The organism is Streptomyces sp. NPDC008238 (assembly GCF_042956445.1).
Lineage (GTDB): Bacteria > Actinomycetota > Actinomycetes > Streptomycetales > Streptomycetaceae > Actinacidiphila.
Genome location: NZ_JBIBGK010000005.1, coordinates 137479 through 161613, shown reverse-complemented (window position 1 = coordinate 161613; position 24135 = coordinate 137479). Strand labels below are relative to the sequence as shown.

At 66.8% G+C, this 24135-nt stretch carries 27 protein-coding genes and 2 pseudogenes; 21 read left to right on the top strand and 8 right to left on the bottom strand.

What is annotated here, in order from left to right; genetic code table 11:
- Positions 1-455 precede the first annotated feature (455 nt).
- Together ACFZAU_RS14860 and ACFZAU_RS14855 are read right to left on the bottom strand one after the other, a co-directional pair.
- Positions 456-1112 carry an Asp23/Gls24 family envelope stress response protein gene (locus ACFZAU_RS14860; protein ID WP_500552463.1) on the bottom strand — a complete coding sequence of 219 codons (657 nt, stop codon included), beginning with the start codon at positions 1110-1112 and terminating at the stop codon, positions 456-458.
- The gene (locus tag ACFZAU_RS14855) at positions 1103-1726 is read right to left on the bottom strand and encodes an RNA polymerase sigma factor (RefSeq protein ID WP_500552635.1); all 624 of its coding nucleotides are present in this window, start codon (positions 1724-1726) and stop codon (positions 1103-1105) included. Before ACFZAU_RS14855 ends, ACFZAU_RS14860 begins: the two co-directional genes overlap by 10 nt.
- Positions 1727-1880: 154 nt before the next feature.
- Between ACFZAU_RS14855 and ACFZAU_RS14850 the strand changes: the two genes are divergently transcribed.
- From ACFZAU_RS14850 to ACFZAU_RS14820, 7 genes are all read left to right on the top strand, one after another.
- Positions 1881-2366: an Asp23/Gls24 family envelope stress response protein gene (locus tag ACFZAU_RS14850; protein ID WP_500552462.1), complete on the top strand. Its 486-nt coding sequence runs from the start codon at positions 1881-1883 to the stop codon at positions 2364-2366.
- A 92-nt stretch (positions 2367-2458) separates the two neighbouring features.
- Complete coding sequence (locus tag ACFZAU_RS14845) at positions 2459-2650, top strand: hypothetical protein (RefSeq protein ID WP_500552461.1); 192 nt, start codon at positions 2459-2461, stop codon at positions 2648-2650.
- Between the two features lie 5 nt (positions 2651-2655).
- The gene (locus ACFZAU_RS14840) at positions 2656-3045 is read left to right on the top strand and encodes an Asp23/Gls24 family envelope stress response protein (protein ID WP_500552460.1); all 390 of its coding nucleotides are present in this window, start codon (positions 2656-2658) and stop codon (positions 3043-3045) included.
- A gap of 56 nt (positions 3046-3101) precedes the next feature.
- Positions 3102-3737, top strand: coding sequence for a DUF6286 domain-containing protein (locus ACFZAU_RS14835; protein ID WP_500552459.1), 636 nt, complete (start codon positions 3102-3104; stop codon positions 3735-3737).
- Between the two features lie 12 nt (positions 3738-3749).
- Positions 3750-4358: an alkaline shock response membrane anchor protein AmaP gene (locus ACFZAU_RS14830; RefSeq protein WP_500552458.1), complete on the top strand. Its 609-nt coding sequence runs from the start codon at positions 3750-3752 to the stop codon at positions 4356-4358.
- Between the two features lie 522 nt (positions 4359-4880).
- Positions 4881-5321: a CBS domain-containing protein gene (locus tag ACFZAU_RS14825; RefSeq protein ID WP_500552457.1), complete on the top strand. Its 441-nt coding sequence runs from the start codon at positions 4881-4883 to the stop codon at positions 5319-5321.
- 624 nt (positions 5322-5945) lie between these two features.
- Positions 5946-6401, top strand: coding sequence for an HD domain-containing protein (locus tag ACFZAU_RS14820; RefSeq protein WP_500552456.1), 456 nt, complete (start codon positions 5946-5948; stop codon positions 6399-6401).
- A 517-nt stretch (positions 6402-6918) separates the two neighbouring features.
- Here the strand turns inward: ACFZAU_RS14820 and ACFZAU_RS14815 are convergent.
- A complete protein-coding gene (locus ACFZAU_RS14815) occupies positions 6919-7515 on the bottom strand; it encodes a hypothetical protein (RefSeq protein WP_500552455.1) in 597 nt (198 codons plus the stop codon).
- A gap of 318 nt (positions 7516-7833) precedes the next feature.
- Here ACFZAU_RS14815 and ACFZAU_RS14810 point away from each other — a divergent pair, with 318 nt between their 5' ends.
- Positions 7834-8349: a TspO/MBR family protein gene (locus tag ACFZAU_RS14810; RefSeq protein WP_500552454.1), complete on the top strand. Its 516-nt coding sequence runs from the start codon at positions 7834-7836 to the stop codon at positions 8347-8349.
- Between the two features lie 76 nt (positions 8350-8425).
- On the opposite strand, the gene ACFZAU_RS14805 is transcribed toward ACFZAU_RS14810, so the two are convergent.
- Positions 8426-9418 carry an SRPBCC family protein gene (locus tag ACFZAU_RS14805; protein ID WP_500552453.1) on the bottom strand — a complete coding sequence of 331 codons (993 nt, stop codon included), beginning with the start codon at positions 9416-9418 and terminating at the stop codon, positions 8426-8428.
- Positions 9419-9423: 5 nt separating this feature from the next.
- The gene (locus ACFZAU_RS14800; RefSeq protein ID WP_500552452.1) at positions 9424-10227 is read right to left on the bottom strand and encodes a histone protein; all 804 of its coding nucleotides are present in this window, start codon (positions 10225-10227) and stop codon (positions 9424-9426) included.
- Positions 10228-11776: 1549 nt separating this feature from the next.
- Here ACFZAU_RS14800 and ACFZAU_RS14795 point away from each other — a divergent pair.
- The 7 genes and pseudogenes from ACFZAU_RS14795 (at position 11777) to ACFZAU_RS14765 (ending at position 15874) form a co-directional block, all read left to right on the top strand.
- The gene (locus ACFZAU_RS14795) at positions 11777-12085 is read left to right on the top strand and encodes a transposase (RefSeq protein WP_500552451.1); all 309 of its coding nucleotides are present in this window, start codon (positions 11777-11779) and stop codon (positions 12083-12085) included.
- Positions 12082-12372, top strand: a pseudogene (locus ACFZAU_RS14790) (IS3 family transposase); the annotation flags it as partial. The gene ACFZAU_RS14795 and the pseudogene ACFZAU_RS14790, both read left to right, overlap by 4 nt.
- Complete coding sequence (locus tag ACFZAU_RS14785) at positions 12318-12953, top strand: IS3 family transposase (protein WP_500552450.1); 636 nt, start codon at positions 12318-12320, stop codon at positions 12951-12953. The pseudogene ACFZAU_RS14790 and the gene ACFZAU_RS14785, both read left to right, overlap by 55 nt.
- Before the next feature lie 259 nt (positions 12954-13212).
- Positions 13213-13683, top strand: a complete 471-nt coding sequence (locus tag ACFZAU_RS14780) for an AMP-binding protein (protein ID WP_500552449.1) — start codon at positions 13213-13215, stop codon at positions 13681-13683.
- Positions 13680-13910 (top strand): annotated as a pseudogene (locus tag ACFZAU_RS14775) (acyl-CoA synthetase); the annotation flags it as partial. The gene ACFZAU_RS14780 and the pseudogene ACFZAU_RS14775, both read left to right, overlap by 4 nt.
- Before the next feature lie 199 nt (positions 13911-14109).
- Positions 14110-14433, top strand: coding sequence for an AMP-binding enzyme (locus tag ACFZAU_RS14770; protein WP_500552448.1), 324 nt, complete (start codon positions 14110-14112; stop codon positions 14431-14433).
- Positions 14434-14941: 508 nt separating this feature from the next.
- Entirely contained in the window at positions 14942-15874 is a 933-nt protein-coding gene (locus ACFZAU_RS14765) for an alpha/beta fold hydrolase (RefSeq protein WP_500552447.1), read from the top strand.
- Between the two features lie 28 nt (positions 15875-15902).
- On the opposite strand, the gene ACFZAU_RS14760 is transcribed toward ACFZAU_RS14765, so the two are convergent.
- Positions 15903-16919 (bottom strand): PP2C family protein-serine/threonine phosphatase, encoded by a 1017-nt coding sequence (locus tag ACFZAU_RS14760; protein ID WP_500552446.1) that lies wholly within the window; start codon positions 16917-16919, stop codon positions 15903-15905.
- Between the two features lie 426 nt (positions 16920-17345).
- Between ACFZAU_RS14760 and ACFZAU_RS14755 the strand changes: the two genes are divergently transcribed.
- Positions 17346-17651: a hypothetical protein gene (locus ACFZAU_RS14755; RefSeq protein ID WP_500552445.1), complete on the top strand. Its 306-nt coding sequence runs from the start codon at positions 17346-17348 to the stop codon at positions 17649-17651.
- A 61-nt stretch (positions 17652-17712) separates the two neighbouring features.
- On the opposite strand, the gene ACFZAU_RS14750 is transcribed toward ACFZAU_RS14755, so the two are convergent.
- Positions 17713-18342 carry a TetR/AcrR family transcriptional regulator gene (locus ACFZAU_RS14750; protein ID WP_500552444.1) on the bottom strand — a complete coding sequence of 210 codons (630 nt, stop codon included), beginning with the start codon at positions 18340-18342 and terminating at the stop codon, positions 17713-17715.
- A 524-nt stretch (positions 18343-18866) separates the two neighbouring features.
- Between ACFZAU_RS14750 and ACFZAU_RS14745 the strand changes: the two genes are divergently transcribed.
- The 5 genes from ACFZAU_RS14745 (at position 18867) to ACFZAU_RS14725 (ending at position 23010) form a co-directional block, all read left to right on the top strand.
- Positions 18867-19910 (top strand): zinc-binding dehydrogenase, encoded by a 1044-nt coding sequence (locus tag ACFZAU_RS14745; protein ID WP_500552443.1) that lies wholly within the window; start codon positions 18867-18869, stop codon positions 19908-19910.
- Positions 19911-20198: 288 nt separating this feature from the next.
- Positions 20199-21113, top strand: coding sequence for an NADP-dependent oxidoreductase (locus tag ACFZAU_RS14740; protein WP_500552442.1), 915 nt, complete (start codon positions 20199-20201; stop codon positions 21111-21113).
- A gap of 99 nt (positions 21114-21212) precedes the next feature.
- On the top strand, positions 21213-21554 hold the full coding sequence (locus ACFZAU_RS14735) for a GNAT family N-acetyltransferase (protein WP_500552441.1): 342 nt from the start codon (positions 21213-21215) through the stop codon (positions 21552-21554).
- Between the two features lie 13 nt (positions 21555-21567).
- Entirely contained in the window at positions 21568-22197 is a 630-nt protein-coding gene (locus tag ACFZAU_RS14730) for a TetR/AcrR family transcriptional regulator (RefSeq protein WP_500552440.1), read from the top strand.
- Positions 22198-22623: 426 nt separating this feature from the next.
- Complete coding sequence (locus tag ACFZAU_RS14725; RefSeq protein ID WP_500552439.1) at positions 22624-23010, top strand: nuclear transport factor 2 family protein; 387 nt, start codon at positions 22624-22626, stop codon at positions 23008-23010.
- Between the two features lie 105 nt (positions 23011-23115).
- Here ACFZAU_RS14725 and ACFZAU_RS14720 read toward each other — a convergent pair whose 3' ends face one another.
- Positions 23116-23862 carry an SDR family oxidoreductase gene (locus ACFZAU_RS14720; protein WP_500552438.1) on the bottom strand — a complete coding sequence of 249 codons (747 nt, stop codon included), beginning with the start codon at positions 23860-23862 and terminating at the stop codon, positions 23116-23118.
- Positions 23863-24135 lie beyond the last annotated feature (273 nt).

Sequence of the window (24135 nt, the reverse complement as noted above, 5' to 3'; positions counted from 1 at the left end):
CCATCACAGCGAAGCCTGCGGGTTGTCAGCTCACCGTCAGGACCAACCGACCGCTGGCCGGCCGTGTGCCACTGCGGCGGGCGGTTTGGTAGCCAGGTGCTGCACGATGCGAGTGATCGTGACGGTCACGCTCAACGCCTGCGACTCGCGGGTTGTCAGGACTGCTCGGAGGCTTTCTGTCGTCCGGTCGTGCACGGTGCGGGCGACGTCGAGTGCTCGATGCCCTTGGGCCATGACGCAGCGCAGCTCCACGTGCCAGCCGGCGTCTCCTGGCTGGCGGGCAACACGGATGCCGGACAGCAGTGCGTCGCAACTGTCGGTTGCAAGGCTGGTAACTGGGCGTGAGGCGGCGTGAGCGAGACGGCTGGCGAGGGTGGGCTGGAGGGTGAGTATCCCGCTGACGCCGAGGGCGGCCTCTGCGGCGGTGCGGCGGATGTCGGCGGGAGCGCAGGCGGTCATGGGATGCCTGCCTGCCTGCCGTCGGTGACAGCAGCGGGCGGCGCGCCAACCGCTTCCTGTATCTCGATCACGGTGACGTCCACGGCAGTCAGCTCCAGTCCCAAGGCGCGGTTGGCGGCGCTTTCTATCGCGCAGCGCACAAGTTCGGCTGTTTCCGGCAGAGGCCGGAGCAGACTTGCCGCCATGGTGACGCTCACGCGTATGCCCGCCGGGCCGTCGGAACGGCTCAGGCGGCAGCTTGCGGTGGTGACGCCGGGTATCGAGTCGGCCGCGCGCCGCAGGACGGCGGCCGCGGTGTTCTCCGCGATCTGAAGGGCACGTGCCGGATCGTTCAGCGGGAGCATGGGACCAAGACGTACCTCGTTCCGGACGATGTCCATGACTCGGGAAACCAGGTCATGCGTGCTCGGGGGCTCCGTTCCCCGAAGGGCCTTCGTCGCTGCGTTCAGAGCGGCCAGGCCTTCGACTGCCTCCCGGCAGTAGGGGCAGGCGGCGAGGTGGAGGTCGCCGTTCGGGGCGGTGTCCCGAGCCTGTTCCCAGGCGTAGCTCAGGGTGCGCCCGCACGTGAGTACTTCGTCGCCGGTGTACCGGCGGACCGCGTCGAGGCTGCAGCCGGGCTCGGGAGGCGGGGGCGTGTGGCCGTCTAGCGCCATGGGCCCATCGCCTCCTTCAGGGTTCGCCGTGCCCGGTACAGCCTTCCGCGGACCGTCTGCTCGGTGGCGCCGGTCACGGTGGCGATCTGTGCGTAAGGCAGTCCGTGCAGTTCACGCAGAATCCAGCAGACCCGCTGCTGCGGTTCCAGGGCGCCGAGCGCGATCACGAGGGCGCCGGACAAGGCGTCCTGTTCGGCAGCCCGCGCGGGAGAGCTGCCTATGCCCGCAGCCGCGGGTTCGGCCACCGAGTTCAACGGTACCGGCGCCGGCCGGTGGCGCAGAAGGTTCAGGCAGCGGTTGACGGTGATGCGGTAGATCCATGTGCTGAACGACGAGGCGTGACGGAATTCCGGCAGCCGCCTCCAGGCGCTGATGAACGCGTCCTGAACGGCGTCCTCGGCGTCCTGGACGTTGCCCAATGTGTGGAAGGCCAGGGCCAGCAAGGGGCCGCTGTGGCGTCGGACCAGGATGGAAAAGGCTTCCTCGTCGCCTTCGCTGGCACGTGTCGCCAGCAGATCGTCCGGCGCCGACGGCAGGCCGTCGGCGGGGTCCGGGAAACCAGGTCCAAGGTCCGGGCTTGCTTCTCGGTGCGGGGAAGCGCTGGTGCTGTGCATGATGGCCACGCCTCCTCCCTGCGGTCTTACATGTGCCCCATATGTGCACTCTGATGCACATTCGCGAAGAGGCGTGACGATGTCCCCTGCGGGTGTGTCCAACTTGTGACGGGCACCGTGCGGGTGTCCGCAGCAACCGATCGAGGCGACTGCCATGACGGACACCACTGACCGTCCCTCCACTGGACAGGACGGCTCCGACAGGACCGGGACCCTGCTGAAGGGACCGACGGGCGCCGACACCAGCCCTGAAACGCGGGGTCAGACCACCATCGCGGACGGTGTCGTCGCCAAGATCGCGGGAATGGCCGCCCGCGAGGTACCTGGCATTCACAACCTCGGCGCGGGCATGGCCCGTGCCATCGGCGCGATGCGCGAACGCGTCCCCGGGGGAGGAACCGGCGTCAGCCGTGGCGTGAAGGTCGAGGTGGGCGAAAGCCAGGCCGCCTTGGATCTCGACGTCGTCGTCGAGTACGGCTACCCCATCGTCGAGGTGGCGGCAGAGGTCCGCGTCAACGTCATCTCTGCCGTGGAACGTATGACCGGGCTGGAAGTCGTCGAGGTGAACCTCGTCGTCGATGACGTGAACCTGCCTGATGAGGAAGACGAGACCGAGCCGGCCGAAGGCCGCGTCCGATGACCATCGGCGGCAAGGGCAGTGTTCCCTCCGGCACGGGCGGAGTGCGTCACCCGCGCCGCCATGGACCCTCCCGTGAGACAGGTGAATGAGCGATGAATGCAGCAATAGTCGGTCTGGCAGCCGGGATCGCCTTGGGATTCGCCGGCTACTTCGGAGGATTCTGGGCCTTTCTCCTCGTCGCGGTCCTGGGAGCGGTGGGCCTGGTAGCCGGACTTGTGCTCCAAGGCGACGTGGAGTTGTTCCACAAGCGGCAGCAGGACGTCTCCGCTCGGCGGCAACGGTGATATCGATGCCGGGCACCGCATCACCGGAGCACGCCCGCCGCGACGCGAACGGAACCCGGCGCCCCCTGGCCCCCGCCGAGCGCGGCGTGACGGTCATACCGGACCGCGTCGTGGCGCGCATCGCCGCGCGGGCCGCTGGAACGGCTCTCCAACGGCTCAACCACCCGCTCGAGCACCTGGCGGCAACCGACGCCCGCGCGACCAGGCATGGCGGAGCGGCTTCGCTGGCGCTGTCAGTGGACCTTCCCTACCCCACGGACATCGCCGCTACGTGTCAACAGCTTCAACGCGAGATCAGCGAACGTGTGGCCCGGCTGACCGGACTGGACATCAGCGCCGTCACGCTGACCATCAGGCGCTTGACGACCACCGGCAGGCCGCTCCGCGTCAAGTGATCCCTCCAGTCACAACCATCAGCCCTGCCACCGCATCGCCACGAAGGACGGCAGCCATGACGTCCAAGACTGAGGAAGCCTCCCAAGCGCGCCGACCCGAAGTACGCGCTTCCCAGCCCCCGCCCCAGCCCCACGGCGACCACGAGGGCAAAACCCACCGCCTCTGGTCGGACCGCCGCGTTGCCGCCGCTGCGGTCGCCCTGGTCACACTCTGCGTCAGCGGAGCGCTGCTCTACGACATCATCGTGGTACGCGCCGGACGCAGGGCCGGGGCGTGGCGCACTCGCCTCGCCGAGGAGATGGCCACCCGCCCACTCGACGACCTGTGGATGGTGGTTGGCAGTGCCGTCGCCGTCATTCTCGGCCTGTGGCTGCTCATCCTCGCCCTTACCCCCGGCCGACGCCGACTGCTACCGCTCAAGGCGCCTGCCGACTGCCCCGACACGAAAGTCTGGCTCAATCGCCGTGGCGCCGAACTGCTACTGCGCGACGCAGCGATACGGGTACCTGGTGTCGGCCGTGCCCGAGCCACCGTCGGACGCCGTCGCATCACCGTCCACGCGGACGTCCACTTCCGGGACCCCGAGACCGTCCGCGACGACCTCACCAGCGCTCTGCACGACCAGTGCCGCCAGCTCGCGCTTGCCCGCGCCCCACGACTGACCGTCCGAGCCCGACACCACTCCCGCTGACCGGAGCACGCCATGAACGGCCGATCCACCCTCAACCGCATCCTGCTGGCCGTCACAGGCCTGGTGCTAGTGGTTGGCGGACTGCTGATCCTGACCGCCGGATTCGATTTCTACCGCCGGCTCAACCTCGACCCGCCCGCCGACTGGCCGCTCACCACACCGCACGATGTCCTGCTGAGCAACAGCGACCGCATCCGCTGGAGCGGCCAAGGCTGGTGGTGGTGGCCCGCTGTCATCGCCGCACTGACCTTGGCGACCGTCCTCGCACTGCTCTGGCTGGTCACCCAGGCGCGTCGCCACCGCACCCGCACGGTGCACTTGGGTGGAACGCCCCCACCCGACGATGTCGAACTGCGGGCCGGCGCCCTCAGTGACGCGGTGGCCGCCGAAGTACGCACGGTGCCCGGCATCGCGGAAGCGAGCGCACACATCACCGGACGACCCGCCCACCCCTGCCTCCACATGGCCCTCAAGCTGAGCGCCGACGCCAAGCCCGCCCCCGTACTGCGCGCTCTGTGTCACGGCCCTCTTGCGCACGCCCGCGACTGCACCGGCCTGACTCACCTGCCTACCCGCGCGCGCATGGACGTCGATCGCCACAAGGCACGCCGCGTCACCTAGACCCAAGCGCTGTCGAAACTGTGCGGATGAACTGACGGTTGACGCACCCAAGATCGCTATCGCCGTCGCAGTTCCGTCGGATATTTGTAGGGTCGAACGAGTAATGGGCGGTGGCGTTCCCAGCGACCTACCCGGCCGACTGCAAAGTCGGGCTGCAGCCGCAGCAAGGGACCCTCGGCCGGCGAAGGCCGCTCTGCCGCGTCCACGCCCGGCTTGACGACGGCGAGATGCAGAGACGGGCATCCTGTACGGCTGACGGCCGGACGTCCCCGGCACCTCCTGTAGATGCGGGCCGCGGGTACGAAGCCGATCCTGGATAGAGGGGGACGCCCTATAGGGCGCACTTTGCAACAAAGACAGGTCGCAACGGGCCAGGTACACGCTGGGGCGCCGAAACGATCGACGAGTCTCTCGGCACCCTCGCAAGCATTCGCTCTCACACCCGACCCGGCAGCCAGAACCGCAGACCGCAGGCACGTCCAGCCCGAAGCACGGGCCGCCAGCAGGTGAAGGAGAGAATCTATGACGAGCAACGACCAACTCACGGCGAGGGACATCATGTCGAGCGGAGTCCAGTGCGTTGGCGCGCACCAGTCGCTCAAGGAGGCGGCTGTGATGATGCGCGATCTGAACGTCGGATGTCTGCCCATTTGCGGGGACGACAACAGGCTCACTGGACTGATCACCGATCGCGACATCGTAGTCCAGTGCGACGCAGAAGGCATCGACCCCGCCACGGTACAAGCAGGGACACTTGCCGGTGACCTGCAGTGGATCGACGCCAGCGCCGGTGCCGATGAGGCACTGCAGTTGATGGAACAGCATCAGATCAAGCGCCTGCCAGTGATCGACACTGAGCAGGGCCATCAACTGGTCGGCATGATCAGCGAAGCCGACCTCGCACGTAACCTCACGGACACCCAGATAGCCGAATTTGTGACCCGGGTGTACGTCCACTCCTGAAGCGGGCGGCCGCTGACTCCGCACTGGACCTTCGAAGTCCCCGAGTGGATCGCCCTGGGGGGAGGGGCACGCCAGCGTCAAGGCTGGCTGCCGTGCGGGTCACGCCGGCGTGTGAGTCAGCGCTCGGACCCCGGCTGTGCCCAGCCTCGTGGGTGTGTGGATACGAGCCTCGAAGCCACCTGCTCAAGGTGCGACTTGGACCGAGCCGGGACATCCTGGGGGAGTCGAATGATTCTCCTACCGCCTTCGATGAGCGGTGACCGCAGTGCCCGAGCAGCCACGGAGGAAGGCCCCCTCCAGTGAAGCGGGCGCACCGGCCGGAGGAAAGAGGCAGGCCCCCGTCGCTTCGCCGCGGCGGGGGCTTCTGCGATGCCCGAGGAACTTGGGAGGGCAAGCCGCACCACATGTCCTGCATAGGCACCCTTGGGAACGTGCAGGGCCAACGATCGACCCCGTTGCGTAATCGATGGTAGCGCTGAGTGCCGACTACTGGAGAAGGCCGTGGTAGACGGTCCAAAAGAAGCTCGCAAACCGGCACGTACAGATTCACATGCCGTTGGGCGAAGGATAGGCGGGCGGGTTGTCCTCGGGCATCCCTGGCCCGGTGCTCGTAGAGTCGAACATATGCCGGACCTTACGCTCGAGCAGATCGAGGGGATCGCCCGCAAAGCCCACGCTCAGCAGAAGGACAAGTCGGGACGGCCCTATGTGGAACATGTGCAGGCGGTGGTCGCCGGAGTCAGGGAGCGGGGCGGCTCGGAAGAGCAAATCGCCGCCGCCTGGCTGCACGACACGATCGAAGATGAGAAGCTCTCGTGGGGATGGCTTGCCTCTGCGGAGCTTCCTCAGCATGTGAAGGACTTGGTCGATGCCATGACCAAGCGACCGGGGGAAAGCGACGAAGCCTACACGCAGCGGATCCTCGCAGTGTCGGGTGCTCGCCTCATCAAGGAAGCCGACCTCGCGCACAACGCTGATCCAGACCGGCTCGCCCTGATCGACGAACCCACCCGGCGCCAGCTCAGTGACAAGTACGCGAGGCTGAGGCGGCTGCTAGGCCTTACCGCGGGTGATGTCTGATTGGTTTTGTCCGCCCGATCCACGTGACTAGCGAAGAAGGCCGTAGCCCGCTTGAGGACCGCTACGTCCTCTCGCAGCCGGCGGTTCTCCCGCCGCAGCGCGGCCAGTTCCTCTCGTTCGCTGCTGGTCAGGCCGTCTCGCCGGCCCGTGTCGACGACCTTGGCTTCCTTGACCCAGTCACGCATCGTGGTGTCCCCGAAGGCATCCGACACGGCATCCCTGAGAAGATCGCCCGCCAGCGCGAAGGCTCATGCGGCGGACGGCCACCCGGATCCGACGGTACAAGAAGGGCGACACCTGTGGTCGAGTGGCATCCGCCACGCCAAGCACAGAGGCTGTGCCGCGAACTGCCGTCGTGGCCGGCCCTACGCCGCACCGATGCACATGAGTTCGGAAGGTTCGGCTGCCCGTACCCAAGTTCAGCCGGGCGCTCGCACGGCAGACTCGCGTGCCGCGAGCCCCCTGTCTGTCTCGTGAACAGGGCCGGCGGCCGCCTAGCCATTGGCTGCGGTCTCCGTCAGTGATGCAGGTGCCAGTCCGGGGTGGCGGGCAGGTGGGGAGCAAGCGATAGGGCGCGTTGCCACATTCCCTGGATTTGCTGGGCGGGGCGCTGTTGTTCGTTGTGTACGGCGTTGAGGACCAGGAGTCCTCCCGTCAGGGCCGGGACCGCCCATTGCATCAGAGCGAGATGCCGCTGTGCCTTGTCGACTTCGATGGGGTGCTTGGCCGCCTTCTCCGCATCTTCGGGACGGTCGGAGCAGGCAAGTTCCAGTTTCTTGCCCAGGACGCGGCTGTAGACCGTGGCCGCCAGTGCCGCTCCGGTCAGGACGGTCTTGGCCAGGGTCGAAGCGGCTACCCCCTGCTGTGCCACGACCCGGGCAGCGTTGACTGCTAGCAAGCCACTGCTGCCGACGAGGTGGGTGCCGATCGCCGTGGCGTTCACCGGGCTCCAGTTGGACCAGCCGGAAGAGGCGATCCGGGTGGTCGACTCCCACGTACTGCCCTCCGAGCGAGCCGCGCCGTTCAGCCCGACCGCGCCCATCAGGGAACCACCGAACCAAGCGGCAAGGCCCAGGTCATGCAGGCTGCGCAGCACGGTATTGCGTTCGGGCATCGCTCGACTCCTCGGTGAAGGTGCAGGGCTCGGAAGGCCAGCTGGTGTATCCCACCGTTCCCGCTGGAGATCTCTTCTGCCATTCCAGGTAGTACGAACGGGCCACGCAAGCGAGCTATCCATGCGCCTGGCGTGCTCATGGGACCCAGACCTTGGCCGACCGGCCGAGCAACGGTGCTCATAGGCACCCGTCTGGCAGGCTCCGCCTGACGCCGGACCTGGTCACAGGGCAGGACCACCGGTCAGACACTCACGGAACGGGCGACCACGGTGCTGCTGGGCCGGCGCGAGATGCCGCAGTGAGCCGCTCGGGGAAGGATGGTTGGGGTGAGGCTGATCAGCGAACGTGGCGGGCAGGCTCGGATCCGGTGGCAGCCCTACGCCGGTGCTGCGGCGGTGGTCGCGGCGGCTGCCGCCCTAGGGAGTGCGGCAACGGACTCCCGGAGCACGTGGTACCGACAGCTGTCCAAGCCGCGGTGGCAGCCCCCGCCGTGGGTGTTCGGTGCCTCGTGGACACCTTTGTACGCAAGCCTCGCCTGGTCGGTGGGTCGAGCTTGGAGCCAGGCCGACGACGGGGAACGCAGCAAATTGGCGACCGCACTTGCGGTGAACCTTTGTCTGAACGCAGCTTGGAGTTGGCTGTTCTTCGCTGCCCGCAGCCCACGTGCCGGATTGGCTGGGACTGCACTCCTCAATGTCAGCAACCTGCACCTCATTCGTCGCGCGTCCAGCAGCGATCCTTGTGCGGCCACCGGGCTCTTGCCCTACGCGGCATGGTGCTGGTTTGCCACAGCACTCAACGCCGAGATCGTTCACCTCAACCCGCGCCTTTGAAAGTGCCGACGCGTCTGCGGTTACACGAGAAGCAGGGGAGGGTTACCGTGGCTGCGGTTCTGGCCGGGAGGAGCGATCACGCCCTCTCCTCCTGGTCCTCTTCGTAGCCTTCCTCCTCTGGGTATTCCTCGTCCTCCTCGTCGTACTCGCCTTCCTTTGCGTCGCCCCCCTCCTCTTCGGTGTACTCGTCCTCCTCTTCGTACTCGTCGGGCTCCTCCGAGTCTTCCTCTTCGGCGGCCTGCTCCTCTTCCTCTATGGCGTCCTCGTGGCTGCGGACCACTTCGCCGTCGCGGATTTCGCCGCGCCATCCGTCCGGTTCCTCGTCGGTGAGAGTCACGTAACGCTGGAAGTGCTTGAAGTCGAGTCGCAGCCGACGCCCTTGGGCGCGCCAGAGGTTGCCGGTCTTTTCGAAGAAGCCGGAGGGGTAGTACTCGACCAAGAGCACGATGCGGGTGAGGCTGGGTGCCAGTTCGTGAAAGCTGACACATCCGCGTGTGGTGCCCTTGGCGCCCTCTGAGGTCCAGATGATGCGTTCGTCCGGCACCTGCTCCTGCGTGGTTGCCTTCCACCCGCGGGTCGACGGGCCCACTTTGACTTTCCAGTCGCTGTCCGTGTCTTCGCCACGTGACGCACTGCGAACGCCCTTGGTGAAGCTGCTGAACTTCTCGTACTGGGTCCAGTGGTCATAGGCGAAGCGCAGCGGCACACCGACATCCAGCACTTCGACGATGTTCATGACCTTGGGGGTGCCGGACTTGCGGCCCTTCCCGCGTCCGCCGCCGAATACCCCCTTGACCTTGCCGACGACGCTGTCCTTGACACTTTTCGTCTTCTCACCGATCAACGCTTTGGCCGGCGTGTCGCCTTGGAGGATCCGCAGCCCTGCCTTGGGAAGCACGCCGCCGTTCTCCGCCACGCCCGTAAGTCCGCTGGTGACGTCGCTCACTTTGCCGCCGGCCTTGTCGGCCAGGTGCTCTGCCTGCGCGCCCAGAAAGCCCTTGAACGCGCCGCGCAGCTGGTCAAGTCCTGAGCCCTGTTTGGTTCCGGTGTCAGGCGCTGTGTTGGTCATGGTTCTTACCTCTGCCGCCGGGGAGATGCCCGATGTGCCGTCGTCTTCTTGGCTGCGGTCTTCTTCGCGGCGGTCCGCTTCGGCGGAGCCGCGGACTTCCTGGCCGCTGATGTCTTCTTCGCCGGTACTGTCTTCTTCGCCGCCGTCTTCCTGGCGGGAGCCGCCTTCTTAGCAGGTGCCTTGCGAGCAGTGGCCTTCTCGGGACGACGTTCACGTCCGCGTCCGCGCCGGGCCCCCGCATCTTGGTCCTCGTCCGGTTTCCGGGCCGCACCTCGGCGACGGGACGCTGGCTTTTCAGGCTCTTCCTCTTCTTGTTCCTGTTCGTCCTCCGGCTCCTCTTCCTCTATCTGCTCCTCTTCAGGTTCTCCTTCCTCGTCCTCTTCGTGCTCGTCTTCAGGTTCCTCCCCCTCTTCGTCTCGTTCTTCCTCCTCCGGCTCCTCCTCTTCCTCATACTCGTCCTCCGGCTCTTCGTCTTCGTCCTGTGGCTCCTCCTTGCCCTTGCCTATGCGCTCCGTGCGCTGATGCAGGGAGTCGGCCAGATCGGCGAGTTTGCGGTCTGCCACCGCGCTCAGCGCCTTGCGCCCTGCATCGAGGGCCTGCCCGCGAAGCTGCTCGTTGAGGTCGGCGAACTGAGGAAGCTCGCGCAACCTCTTGAACCCCTCGGCCAGCAGCTGTTGTGGTTCCAGTCCGAACCGACGGCCGGCCAGGTAGGTCGCCATCGCGAAGGCGACCCGTCCCTTCTTCGTCCGGCCCAGGACATACCCGCCGAGGACCGCGGTTCCTAGAGCGATCTTAGGTACATCAGCCATCAGAACTCCCTTCTGGAAGGGCTCCCGAGCACACGCCCGGATGTGCCCCCCGTCCCGAATGGTGGCGTTCGCTCGTATGGCGAAGCGGCCGGCTGCGGTAGCGTGCAGTTGCCGCGCTGATAGTTCCCCTCCTTCAAGTCTGGGTGGTGGTGTCAGCAGGCGCATTCGGGAGGGCGGAACGACGAGTGGCCGCCGCAGCCCTCGGCGCCGCAAGGGACAGTAGGGCCTCCCCGAGGGCGGACAGTTGACCTCCCCACTGGGAAACAATGGATGTCCCTGGTGGGCGATTGATCTCCGCTGTTGTGGGGTCAGCCGGCGGACGACGTTCCGGCTGGTGGTGGTTGTCCATCGAACGGTGTAACTCGGGTGGGTTATCGGCAGCCGGCGGTGAGTCGGCCGTCGAAGGCGATGTCGAAGGCTTGGAGTGCGGGTTTCCAGCGCATGGTCCAGCGCCGTTCTTTGTACAGTCCCGTCGAAGCCCTGCGACCTGTCCTGGGTGCGTAGGTGGGTGTATCGGTTGACCCTTGCCGACCCGCCGCGGCCTGCGCCCAGCGCGCGTCGGCCTCTTAACCGATCATGCTTGTTTCAGTGAGACCTACATGGTTGTCTGTCCGCGACCCAAGGACCGAGGTGAGCCCATCCGGCCAGCCGCGTGGACCACTCGCATGGCCGGACGGGCAGACGCGTGGCCCTGCCCTGGGGGCAGCTTTGGCAAGCGGTGGACAGGGCCACACCTCCAGCATGCGCCTGCGGCCGGAGCATGGCGAGGCCCCGCCACAGGGCCGCAGCGGGGGCCAGCGCATGCCAGGGGCGTCGGGGGGTGGACGGCCCCCTCATGCACTGCGGCCAGGCTCACTCCGACGGGGCGCCATCACCCAGCCGGCGGTCCAAATTGAGTGGTGCGCACACATCACAAGCGCCGCCTACGTGTCCCAACCAGTGCGGCGGCTACCAGTCAGCGGTGCAGCCGGGTGACGTTGTGGCGCGTCGCTCCCCGGTGACGCCTGCGCGTACATACGCTCGTGCTGCTGTCAGCTCGCAGCACCGGGCCCCGCTTGCGACACGGGGCCCTCCTCTTGTGTTCCAAGCGGCCCCGTCGACTGTGTGCGGCAGGATCGACGGGGCCGCGTCCGTGGGCCCGCCCAGCCGAAATCGGCCCTGGACGGCCAGGCAGGCGCTTGAGCGGCCCCCCGGTCAGAGCTAAGAAAGATTCAGGCGGGCCGCGTCTCCAGGATGCGCGCCACCTCATGACGACGCGTGGCGCATGCTGGATGCGCGGCCTCGCCACCGTCCTTCCCTGACTTGTGGTGGGGCCGCCCGTCACTCGAATGCGCCCCCAGCTTGAAGATCAGGCGACTAAGCGCGATGCTGCCCTGTGCGCCCGAGAGCTTCGACCTGCTCCGTATGCCTTCGGGCCTGAGGCAGCCCCGCCGGATCCGCCGGCGAGGGCTCTTCAGCATACGGCCGATGCGCACGCTGCGATGGGCTTGATCCTCTTTGACGGACACCTGAGATCAGGGGTTTGCGCCCCGGAAGGAAGATGTCTGTCATGGAGAGCATGGGGAAGAAGAAGCCGCGTCCTCGCCGCTCGTTCACGCCGGAGTTCAAGGCCGAGATCGTCGAGCTGTGCCGTCGCGGTGACCGCTCGGTCGGTCAGGTCGCCAAGGACTTCGACCTGACCGAGACCGCGGTGCGGGACTGGGTCAAGCAGGCCGAGGTCGATTCCGGCGAGCGGGACGGCCTGACCAGCGACGAACGAGAAGAGCTGGCCCGCCTGCGGCGGGAGAACCGCCGCCTGCGCGAGGACGTGGAGATCCTCAAGCGTGCCACGGCTTTCTTCGCGAAGGAGACCCGGTGACGGTGGACCCGTTCATCGAGGCGGAGAAGCAGGGCGGCCACAGCGTCAAGCGCGCCTGTGAGCTGCTGCAGGTCTCCCGTGCCGCCTTCTACGCCCGCCGCACCGACGCTCCGGGGCCCCGCGCGGTCCGCGACGCCGAGCTGACCGAGAAGATCACCGAGGTCCACGCAGTCTCACGCGGCAGCTACGGCGCCCCGCGCATCCACGCCGCCCTCCAGCGCGAGGGCGAGCGGTGCGGCCGGCGTCGCGTTGCCCGCCTCATGCGTCAACGCGGCCTTCAGGGGCAACACCGACGACGCGCCAGCGCACCACCATCCCCGACCCGCGCGCGGCCGTGCGGCCCGACCTCGTCCTGCGCGACTTCCAGCCCAACCCTGCCAAACTCGATGTGCGCTGGTGCGGCGACGTCACCTACATCCCGACCGAAGAGGGCTGGCTCTACCTGGCCACCGTGATCGACATCGCCTCCCGGCGCGTGGTGGGCTGGGCCACCGCCGACCACCTGCGCACCGAACTGGTCGCCGAGGCCCTGCGAGCAGCCTGCCGCAGCCGCCGACCCGGGGGCCCGGTGATCTTTCACTCGGACCGCGGATGCCAGTACACCAGCCGCGATTTCGCCACTCTCGCAAGCGAGTTGGGCATCAACCTGTCGGTCGGCCGCACCGGCCAGTGCTGGGACAACGCCCTCGCCGAGTCGTTCTTCGCAACCATCAAGCGCGAGTTGATCGACGACCGGTCCTGGCCCAGCCGGGCGGCAGCCCACTCCGCAATCTTCGAGTGGATCGAGGGCTGGTACAACATACGTAGGCTCCACAGCAGCCTCGGCTACCGCAGCCCCGCCGAGTTCGAGGCCGCCCTGGCAGCTTGATCAACACACCGAACGTGTCCGTCAAAGCGGAGCAAGCTCACGATCGTTCACCGCACCGTCGGGCCGGCACCCCCCAGTCGAACAGCTCGTCGTCCAGGTGGAACAAATCGGGGTTCAGGCGAGTGCGCCGCATGAACCCCATCAGGTCACCGAGGTCGTACGCGATGCCGAGGTGTGGCGGTCCGGGCGCACACGGGGCCCGACGGCTATGCGCAATGTCGCAGTAGGTAGACCAACCGCTGGCGGATTCGTTCTGCGGGTGCTGCGCCGGTACCCGCATCGCATCGCGTTCAGCTGGGACGGCGGATCGCTGACGTATGCGGGCGTCCTCGATCTGATCGGCAGGATGCAGGCCGTGTTCGCTGCTTACGGTCTACGGCCCGGACAGTGCGCGGCGCTACTGTTCGGCAACCGGGCTGAAAATTGGTGCGCAGCCGTTGCCGCACAAGCCTTCGGGCTCACCATCATCACCTGGCTGCACCCCCTGTCATCCCTGGAAGATCATGTCCACCAGTTGAACGACGCCGCCGCGGACAGTGCTGGTCGCGAGCTGCCGGATCGGCCGCGGTACTTGGAAGTCGGTCCCATCAGCCATGTTGCGGGCTCGAATATTGTGCCGACCTTCTCTCGCGGCGGCACGGTGCACCTTCTCGAGGGCTTCTCCCCGGAGGCTGTTCTCGCGGCGATCGAGCGGGAACGGGTCAATGTCGCCCTACTGGCTCCACAATGATCTACTCGCTCCTCGATGACGCCGCTCTGCGCACCGCCGACCTGTCCTCCTTGGAACTGCTTTTGTACGGCGCCTCCGCCATCACCCCTGACCGCCTCATTGAAGGGCTCAATCGCATGGGTGGTGTCTTCCCCCAGTTCTACGGCCAAACGGAGTGCTACCCCATCTCGCTGCTTCGCCGCGCCGATCACAACACGCGCAGACCGGAACTGCTGACCTCTGTAGGAAGACCCGTTTCGGCGTGCGATGTGGCCATCGTGGATGATGAGTCGGGGAGATCTGTGTCCGCAGCCCGCTCGTCATGCACGGATATCACCGTCGGCCAGGCCTTACGGAAGAAGCTCTGGCCGGCGGATGGCTCCACACCGGGGACATCGGCAGGCTCGACGATCGCGGATACCTCTTCATCGTCGACCGCAAGAAGACATGATCATCACGAACGGCTCGAACGTCTTCTCGCGCGGTGCAGAGGATGTCCTCTCCGAGCACCCGGCCGTTTCCCACGCGGCGGTGTTCGGTACGCCCGACTCGGTTACGGGCGAGGCGGTCAATGCGGCCGTAGTTCTGCACCGCGGGGCGACCGCTGACGCCGAGACCCTGACGCAGTACGTCCCGGAGCGGAAGGGCGACCGGCAAGCTCCCCAGCACGTCTACTTCGTATCAAAGATCCCCACGACGAGCCTCGGCAAAGCCGACAAGCGTGCGCTCCGGGAGTCGCTCACGACCGGACGGCCGGCTGAACAGCGATGAGCGGCGCAGGCGCCGGGTGACGGGGGTCCTCCGGCGCTCGGGCCCGCCGGGGGTGGGACTGATGACTAGGGTCGTCCAGCGGTCAGAACGGCACGCACCGCCGGACCGGCGGTGTCTGCACCGTGCCCGCCGCCCTCGACCATGGCCGCGGCTGCGACATCAACGGCATACGCAGTGAACCAGCTGTCCGCGACGGTTCCGACCTCTGCGGTCCCGGTTTTGGCACCTCCGTCGAGGTTCGCCATGACCTGTGCGGCCGTCCCGCGCACAGTGGTGGTCCGCATCAGGTCTTTCAACTGCGCGTCCAAGAGGGGAGACAGGGCGCGGGCGGCGGGCTGCTGGGTCACAGCTCGACGCGCGGCTGCTGCAACCTGATGCGCCTGAGGGCCTGGCCGGCCGGATCGGCCAGAGTGGTCATGAAGGCGTGCTGCCGGACAGATGGGTGGCCTCGCCGTACCCGCACGTCTAGTGTGGAATGACGAGAGCGCGACTCCGAGTAGGTGCATCAATGGGCATCGGAACAGGAAAGAGCAGCTCGAGGGTGGAGCCGGCGCCGTCGAATTATCCGCAATCTCAACCACCCGCCGGCTTTCATTCGAAGTACGCGGAAGTAAATGACTTCCGTATGCACTACGTGCAGGGCGGTAATGGCTCGCCCGTGGTGATGATCCACGGATTCCCGCAGACCTGGGCCGAGTGGCGGCAGCAGATGGGCCCGCTCTCCCGGATTCACACCGTGATCGCCGTCGACCTGCGTGGCACCGGCGAGTCACAGGTCACGAAGAGTGGTTACCAGGCCGTGCAACTGGCTCAGGACGTGCACGAACTGCTGAAGCAGCTGGGGATCAACGACGGCATCCAGGTGGTCAGCCACGATGTCGGCGTGTGGGTCGCCTACGCGTACGCGGCGCAGTGGCCGTCGGAGGTGCGTCGCATGGCGGTGATGGAAGCCCCCATCGCGGATGGCGGTGCCTACAGCTTCCCCGCCCTGAGCCCTGACCCGAAGCGGCCCTCACCGTGGCACTGGGGCATGTTCCAGATGCCTCTCGCCGAGCATCTCATCGCCGGTCACGAGCGTGTCTTCGTCGAGGAGATGATCACCGCGTACCTGGTGGGCAACGAGTCACCGTTCACGCCGTCGGACTTCGACTACTACGCCCACTTCCTCAAGGAGCCCGGTCGCACGGAGGCCTGGATGAGCGTATACCGTGAGTTCCGTGCGAACATTCAGCAGAACAAGGAATTCCTGGCCCGCGGCAAACTGAAGATGCCCGTCCTCGCCGTCGGCGCGCAGGATTCCTTCGGTGGAATAGTCGTCGACCAATGGCGTGATTACGCCGAGAACGTGGACGGACGAGTCCTGAAGAATTCGGGACACTTCGTGACGGAGGAGAAGGCACAGGAAGTGACAGCCATGCTGCAATCCTTCCTGCAGGTGTAGCTTTCTCGAGCCGGAAGACGTCGTGCGATCACGCGCGCCGGATGACCAGCACGGCCACGTCGTCGAGGTGGTCCACGGCGACGACGGCGTCGAGGATGACGTCCGCCATCGCCTCGGCGTCGAGCCGGTCGTGGAGGGCGCGGCCCGCCAGCGTTCCCGCTCGTTCCAGTCCGGCTTCCAGTGTCAGGCCCGGCCCTTCGACCACACCGTCGGTGACCATGACCAGCGCGGTGCCCTCTTCCAGGGTGAAAGTCTCCTCCGGGTAGTCGACATCGGGCAGGACTCCGAGGACCGGCCCACCGGGTAGCGTGCGGATGCAGTGGCTGCCGTCGTCGCGTGCGTGGAGCAGCGGGACGTGGCCCGCGCTGGTACCGATGACCTGACCGTCGCGCGGATCGATATGGAGCATGGTGCAGCTGGCGAAGCGTTGTGCGTCCATTGTGTTCAGCAACGTGTTGGTGCGTGTCAGCACTGTTCCTGGCGCGGGTTCGTGGGCGGCGATCGCGCGCATGGACGAGCGCACCTGACCCATGAAGACCGCTGCGTCGACGTCGTGCCCCTGGGCGTCGCCGATCTCCAGGGCGACCGCGCCGTCGGGCAGGAAGAACGCGTCGTACCAGTCTCCGCCGATGTCCAGCCCGTCCCTGCTGGGCTGGTAGCGGACGGCTACCTCCAGGCCCGGCAGACGCTCGGGCAGCGTGGGGAGCATGCTCTGCTGGACCGCGGTGGACAGCTCGACGTGCGCCTGCTGCAACCTGATGCGCCTGAGGGCCTGGCCGGCCAGATCGGCCAGAGTGGTCATGAAGGCGCGCTTCTCCAGGGATGGAGGGCGTTCACAGTCGTGCGTCACTGCCCAGGCCCCGAGTGGCCGGTCGCCCGGCGGGCTGAGAGGAGTGATCGACATGGCGACATCGGGTCCGGAGGGTGCCTGGACGACACTGGTGTCACTCAGCCAACACCGTGCGAACTCCTCCTGGTTGGCGATGAATTGCGGCTGACCCGTACGGATGGCACAGGGCAACGGCCGGTCCTCGTCCAGCGACATCCCGAACAAGGTCCGCGGGCCGGCCCAGCGCTGAGGTCATCGCGGAGTTGAGAGAACGGATGACACCGTCCAGGGCCAGAAGTGCCGACGGCGTGGCCCTCTGCAGGAGTTCGTCCGAGGCGTCCATCTGCCGCTCCCTGACCGTCATCGAGCGATATGACCCCGATAGACGTAACAATCCTATCTGTCATGGGGCGGGTCGCGCGTCCACAGTCCGCGCACCCACGATTCTCCCTTGCGGGTCACAGTGTGTGCGTTCAGGATGGCGAGCGACTCTCGCTGGACTGTTTCGTCCACTTCGTCTGAACGTGCCGCGCCCGAAGCCGGGGCCGGGGCCGGCGGGTGTTCACGCCGAATCTGCGGGTGGCCGAAACCTCTTGACGGCAGCCGACGTGCATATTCTCAGGCACGGAATCGTCAGTGGTGGTGAGCAACAACGAGAAGGAGCGTCGGCACGAGATATCCGTTGCCGGTGAGGCGACCGGCCGTATGGGTCATCGGGTGATTGGCGTTTCGGCACGTATCGATCTACACGGTCATCTGCGACGCTTTCCGGGGGCGCGGTCTTTTCAGCGTCCCCATCAAGAGCATTCTGGACTTTCTGTGCATCAACGGAAACAGCATTTCAAATTACCGTCCGATCGTCGACGGGTTCATCCGCAAGAATCCGAATACATCGACCTGGTCGACGCGAAATATTCAGGTACCTGGCTCTCGCCCTCATGGAGCTGACCAACCGGCCGCCTGCCCGCCTGTCCGCCCGCGTGGTGAGGCATCGAGCCGCGGAGCCGGCTCAGTCCACGACGAAGGAGCGTACGTAGGTCAGCGCCATCTGCATGGAGAGGCGCATCGGCTCGACGTTCTGCGCGGTCTGCGCGAGCAGGTAGCCGCCCTGCAAGGCGGCCATGACGGCAGTGGCGAGCTGCTCCGGGTCGGCGTCCTCGCGCAGCGAGCCGTTCTCCTGCATGCGCTTCAACCCTGCCGAGATGAGCTGCTGCCACTCGGCGAACGTGTCGGCGAGCTTGCTCCTCGACGTCGGGTCCTGTGCCGCCCGCGCGCTGACCAGCGAACCCAGCGCGCACCCGTAGGCGCCGTTCTGCAGGGAGTTGAGCTGGATGAGCTTGTCGCTCCATCGTTCGAGCGCGCGAAGGGAATTCATCCGCTCCAGCATTTGGCGATCACGGTTCAGGACCTGATCGGTCCGCAGCGCGATGACACTGTGGACAAGCTGGTCCTTGTCCGCGAAGTGGCGATAGAGCTGGGATTTACTCGTCCCGCTTGTCGCTCGCACGTCGTCGAGGGAGACCGCGTCGACGCCCCTCACGTAGAACAGGTCGGCAGCGGCCTGAACAATGCGGTCGCGGGTGACAGCCCCACGCAAGGTCAGGCGCCGCTCTTGCCTGGGAGCATCATCTACGGACATGTAGCCGATATTACTACGCGCGATCACCGCGGCTGTCGGAGTGTCGCAGAGCGGTGCCGCCCCGCGCCTGGGCGGATGAGTCGACTGCCCCCTGCCCGCGCGGGCGTCGAGCGCATGAGGCGTGGCCTTCGCGGGTGCGCGTGACTCGCCTGTCACGTGAACCACCGCCACGACTTCTGGGGTGGCGGCCCGCGCCGCATCGGGTTCCCGTGAGCACGGTGAGGACCTTAACGATGGCGACATCCGTAGGGGACCACCATATGGACTACATGGTCCCTTCATATGTGCTATTACGGAAGGAGACGCTTGCTCCACGTCTGATGCAGCAAATAACCGGCGATCAACGGTGGCACTCCGACACCGACAAGTGCGCGTCGAGAAGCCCGGCCGCGACATCAGTCGGAACACCGAACGGCTCTGTTTCCGCAATCGGCGCTTCCACTGTGCGTGACGCGGTGGCGCTGCATGGCCGCCCGATACGCACTGTCATTCCCGCCGGCGCCACCTGGAAAGGGAGTATCACGATGCGTGCAGCACTCATGTACGGCGCCGGCGACGTCCGCGTCGAGGACGTGCCCGACTCCGTCATCAAGCACCCGACCGACGCCCTGGTGCGGATCACCGCATCCTGCGTCTGCGGCACGGATCTGTGGCCGTACGCCTCGCTGAAGCCCGAGGACGGTCCAGCACGGATGGGCCACGAGTTCATCGGCATCGTCGAGGACACCGGCGCGGAGGTGACCACCGTCGAGCGTGGCGACCTGGTCGTCTCACCCTGGAGTACCTCCGACAACACCTGCGAGTTCTGCCGTCAAGGTCTGTCCAGCTCCTGCATCCACCCACAGGCGAACTTCTGGGACGGCGAGGCGGAGGAGGGCGCCCAGGCCGAGGCCATCCGCGTCCCTCTGGCCGACGGCACCCTCGTCAAGCTCCCCGTCGCCGCGGACTCGGCGCTCATTCCCTCCCTGCTGACGCTCTCCGACGTCTTCTGCACCGGCCACCACGCTGCCGTGTCGGGCGGAGTCGATGAGCGAACCCGTGTCACCGTGATCGGCGACGGCGCCGTCGGTCTGTTGGCGGTCCTGTCCGCCAAGCGGCTGGGCGCCGAGCAGATCGTCCTCATGGGCCGCCATCAGGCGCGCACCGACCTCGGCCGTGAGTTCGGTGCGACCGATGTCGTCTCCGCCCGCGGGGCAGAAGGTGTCGAAACGGTCCGTGAGCTCACCGGCGGGTACGGCCCGCACGTGGTCCTGGAGGCCGTCGGCACCAGGCCCGCCTACGACCAAGCCCTTGGCATCATCCGACCGGGCGGGGTCATCAGCCGCGTGGGCGCCCCTCAGTACGAGGAAGCCCCCATCGGCATCGCCAGCCTCTTCCGCCACAACATCCGCCTTGCCGGCGGCCCCTCACCGGCGCGCGCCTACATCGAAGACCTTCTGCCCGACGTCCTCGGCGGCGCCATTGAACCCGGGAAGGTCTTCGACGCCACCACCGACCTCGACGGCGTCCCGACCGGCTACCAGGACATGGCCGACCGCAGGAGCCTGAAGGTGCTCATCAGGCCCTGACCCGGACTACGGGGGTGGGGTGTGGCCCGTCCGCCACCCCACCTCCTGGAAGGACGGTCCGTCATCACCCGCGTCCCGGAGGCCCATCTGCAGACGCCGGAGTGGCCGGCCCTCTCCTGGGATGACGAACGCAGAGAACAGTAGGGGACCATCTCGTCCAGTCGATGGCTTGAGTATGCTGTTGGAGTGCAAGATGGCAACCATATTATGGACTATTAAGTTCACTTTTGAAAGCTCTCAGCGCCCGCATGCGGAGCGTTCGACGACGAGATGCAGGGAGGTAACCCGATGAAGGCGATCGTTGTGACCGATCAGGCCGCGGGGACGGCCGGGATGAGGCTGGCGGAGCGCCCCACACCCGAGGCGGCGGGGAACGATGTGCTGGTCGAGGTTCACGCGTCCGGATTCACCCCGGGGGAGCTGACGTGGCCCTCGAACTGGACGGACCGGCTCGGCCGCGACCGCACACCGTCGATCCCCGGCCATGAGCTCGCCGGAGTGGTCAGTGCCCTGGGTTACGGAACGAGAGGACTGTCCGTGGGGCAGCGAGTCTTCGGCCTCACGGACTGGACCCGCGACGGCACACTGGCGGAGTACGCGGTCGTCGAAGCACGCAACCTCGCGCCGCTGCCCGGCGATGTCGACTTCACGGTCGGCGCGAGTCTGCCGATCTCGGGCCTGACGGCGTGGCAGGGGCTGTTCGAGCACGGTCGGGTCCAGCCGGGGCAGAGCGTCCTCGTGCACGGCGCGGCCGGTGGCGTCGGATCGATCGTGACGCAGCTCGCCCGCGAGGCGGGTGCTTACGTCATCGGCACAGGTCGTGCCGCCGATCGTCCGGCGGCGCTCGACCTCGGTGCGACGGAGTTCGTCGACCTGGACGGCGACACGCTGGAAGACGTCGGAGGAGTGGATCTGGTGTTCGACGTCATCGGCGGCGACATCGGGAAGCGGTCCGCGAGCCTGGTCCGCGCCGGAGGAACGCTGGTGACCATCGCCGGCCCGCCCCATGCGCGACCTGCGGATGGTCTGGCCATCGACTTCGTCGTCGAGGCTGATCGCGTCCAACTGCGCGAGCTGGTCCAGCGGGTGCGGGACGGGCGGCTGCGCACGGTCATCGGCCACGTGGCGACGCTCGATGACGCCGTCGCGGCCTTCAATCCGACGGAGCGGGTCAAGGGAAAGACCGTCATCCGCGTCCGCTGAAGGCTCACCAGCCCTCAAAGAGGACGATCTGGTCCACTGGTGAGCGAGAGGAGTGCCCCGTCGACCAGGCGGGGCCGGCACAAGGTGACAGGAACGGCGATGCCCAAGGTGCTGTGGACCGACGCGAGCGGCTCGATCAGAGTCCTCAAGGACGGCGACAACAGGTTCTACGAGGTTCAAGAGGACGGCGACTACGCGGGGCTGCTCGCCTACGAGCGCAAGGGCACCCAGTACAGCCTGACGCACACGTACGTCCAGGAGGGTTACCGTGGCCGCGGCCTGGGAACCGCGTTGATCCGTGAGGCACTGTGCGACCTGGTGAAGGAGCACGCGGCAGTCACCAACCGCTGCCCCGTCGTGGATCGCTTCATCGCGAAGCACCCCCAGTTCTGCGAGCTGCTCGACCGCGGGCGGCAGGCCGTCGACGACGTCCACGAGTGAGGCGCCCGAGCCTATGGCCGAAGATGACAACGCTCTGCCGAAGAGGCGCCTCACGGCGCGCGGAGCGGTAACACGTGATCGCTTGATCCAGGCCGCCGCAGACCTCTTCTACGTCAAGGGTGTCAACTCGGTGACCTTGGACGACGTGCGAGCGGTGAGCGGGACCAGCAAGTCCCAGTTCTACCGTCATTTCGCAGACAAGGACGAGCTTGTGCACAGTGTGATCGAGTTGCGTGCCCAACAGATTCTCGAACGCGACCGACAGTACTTGGAACGGATGAACTCCTTCCCTGCCCTGGAACGCTGGAGCGATTCGATCATCCGCTTCAATTCCCTCCAGGACGGGGCCTACGGATGCGCTCTGGGCGCACTTGTCGGATCCCGCGCGGCTCAAGATCCCGCGGCCCGAGACCTGCTCGCCGAGAAGTTCGGCGAATGGCAGGAGTTGATCGCCGCCGGCCTGCGCCGTATGCAGGAGAACGGTTCGCTCAAGGAGGAAGCCGATCCCGCGAAGCTCGCACTGTCCGTGATGGCGGCGCTGCAAGGAAGTTACTTGCTCGCCCAGATGGCACGCGACGTCGAACCCATGCGGATCGCCATGGACATGGCGTTGGCTCACGTGAAGACGTACACCGTGGGCTGATGCGAGCCCGTCGACTCGCCGGCCCCGTTCGGTCGTGGTCCCAGCACGGCAAAGGCGCCGGGGCAGCCACGCAGGGGGTATGCCGACCGCGGTCGTCTCGCTATTCACAAATCCATCTTAAGAGGACTTGACAGTCCCGTTCCTGCTTGCGAGGCTTGATGGGAGTTCGGCCGTAATGGGTGGCTTTCGCCCGGAGCGGGAGCTGCCCGGCTGATTCCCGGCGTCCGGGCCCCCGTGTGGCGGCAGTCGAATGCCGGCTACCCACTTGTTCAGATCGCGACGGCTGTTGCATTCCACGGCGAACGCGAAGCGTTCCCACGTGCGGTGCTCCCTCTGATGGCCTCGTTCGCCGACAGCGCGTACACGGCATTAGAGCAGCAGCCCACCTGCAGCGAACGCCGCAACACGCAGAGAAGGAACAAGAAAGTGAATTACACCGACATCAAGCAGTCCAGTGAGGATCTGGCGATCCTCGAGCAGCTCAACGACGACTACGTCCACTCCGACCAGTTCAACGACGTCCAGCGCTTCAGTGAGCTGCTCGCCGAGGACTTCGTTGTGCAGACCCCGGGTGTCACGCGCAACCGTGCCGAGTTCCTCGACTACATCGCCGAGCCGCGGCCCTTCAAGGACCTCGCCGTCCACGACGTCAAGATCCGCATCCTCAGCGACGTCGCCCTGATCCACGGCCGCGCCACGTACACCATGCTCACCGACGGAGCGGCTCAGGAAGCCCTCTACACCGACACGTACCAGAAGCGTGAGGGCGGCTGGGTCTGCGTCTCCGCCTGTGCGATCGCCCCGGGCACCTGAGCCGACTACGCGGTCGAGGCTGTCGCGAGGCAACCTGCCGCACCGGCTCCGCCGGCAGGGTCACGCCGGCGTCGCGCTGCGGTTCGACAGCTGCCGGCGATGCCGTCAGATCGCTCCGCCGTTGATGAAGAGGGTCTGGCCGTTGATCCAGCGGCCGGGCCCGGCGAGGAAGGCGACCGCCCCGGAGACGTCGTCCGGCTCACCGAGACGCCCGAGCGGCGGCTCGGCGGAGATCCGGTCGACCACCTCCTGGCTCTTGCCCTCGAAGAACAGCGGCGTGGCGATGGGGCCGGGGGCCACGACGTTGACGGTGATGTCTTGCCCCCGCAGCTCGCGCGCGAGGATCAGGGCCATGGCCTGGACCGCGCCCTTGGTCGCTGCGTACGCGGTGTAGCCGGGCCGGCTGAACCTGGTGATGGAGCTGGAGAAGTTGATGATCGCGCCGCCGGAGCGTAGCCGTTTCGCGGCCTGCTGGTTCACCACGTAGGTACCGCGGAGGTTGACGCGCAGCAGCCGGTCGAGCTGGTCGAGGTCGAAGTCGACCATCGGGCCGACCGGCATGATCCCTGCCGCGTGGACCAGGACGTCGACGCCGCCGAACTCGGTCTCCACCTCGTCGAACATGGCCGCGACCGCGACCTCGTCCGCGACGTCCGCGCGCTTCGCCACGACCGTCCCGCCACTGGCGGCGATCTCCTCGACGGTCTCGTTCGCCTGCGCCTCGTTCCCGGCGTAGTTCACCACGACCTGGTAGCCGAGACGGGCGAGGTAGCCCGCCGTCTCCCGGCCCATGCCACGCGTACCACCGGTGACGACGACCACGCGGCCCGCGCCTTGTCCTGTCTCACTCATGACGTGCTTGCCTCTCGTTCCTGTGCGGGGCCGCCGGCGGCCCCGCACGGTCAACGGTCGGTAACGCGGGCCGCCGGGGGGAAGCCCGTTCCTCATGGCCACTGCGCCGCCCTGGTGGGAGCACCGCTGTGCACGCTGCCGAAACCCCGTCCACCGTCCCCTCATCCTGGTGGCAGACGTACGGCGGCGCATGTCCACCGACGGTGCGCCGAGCCACTCAGCGGCCCGTGCTTGGGACGACGGTGAGATGGAAGCGGGCCGGATCCACTTCTC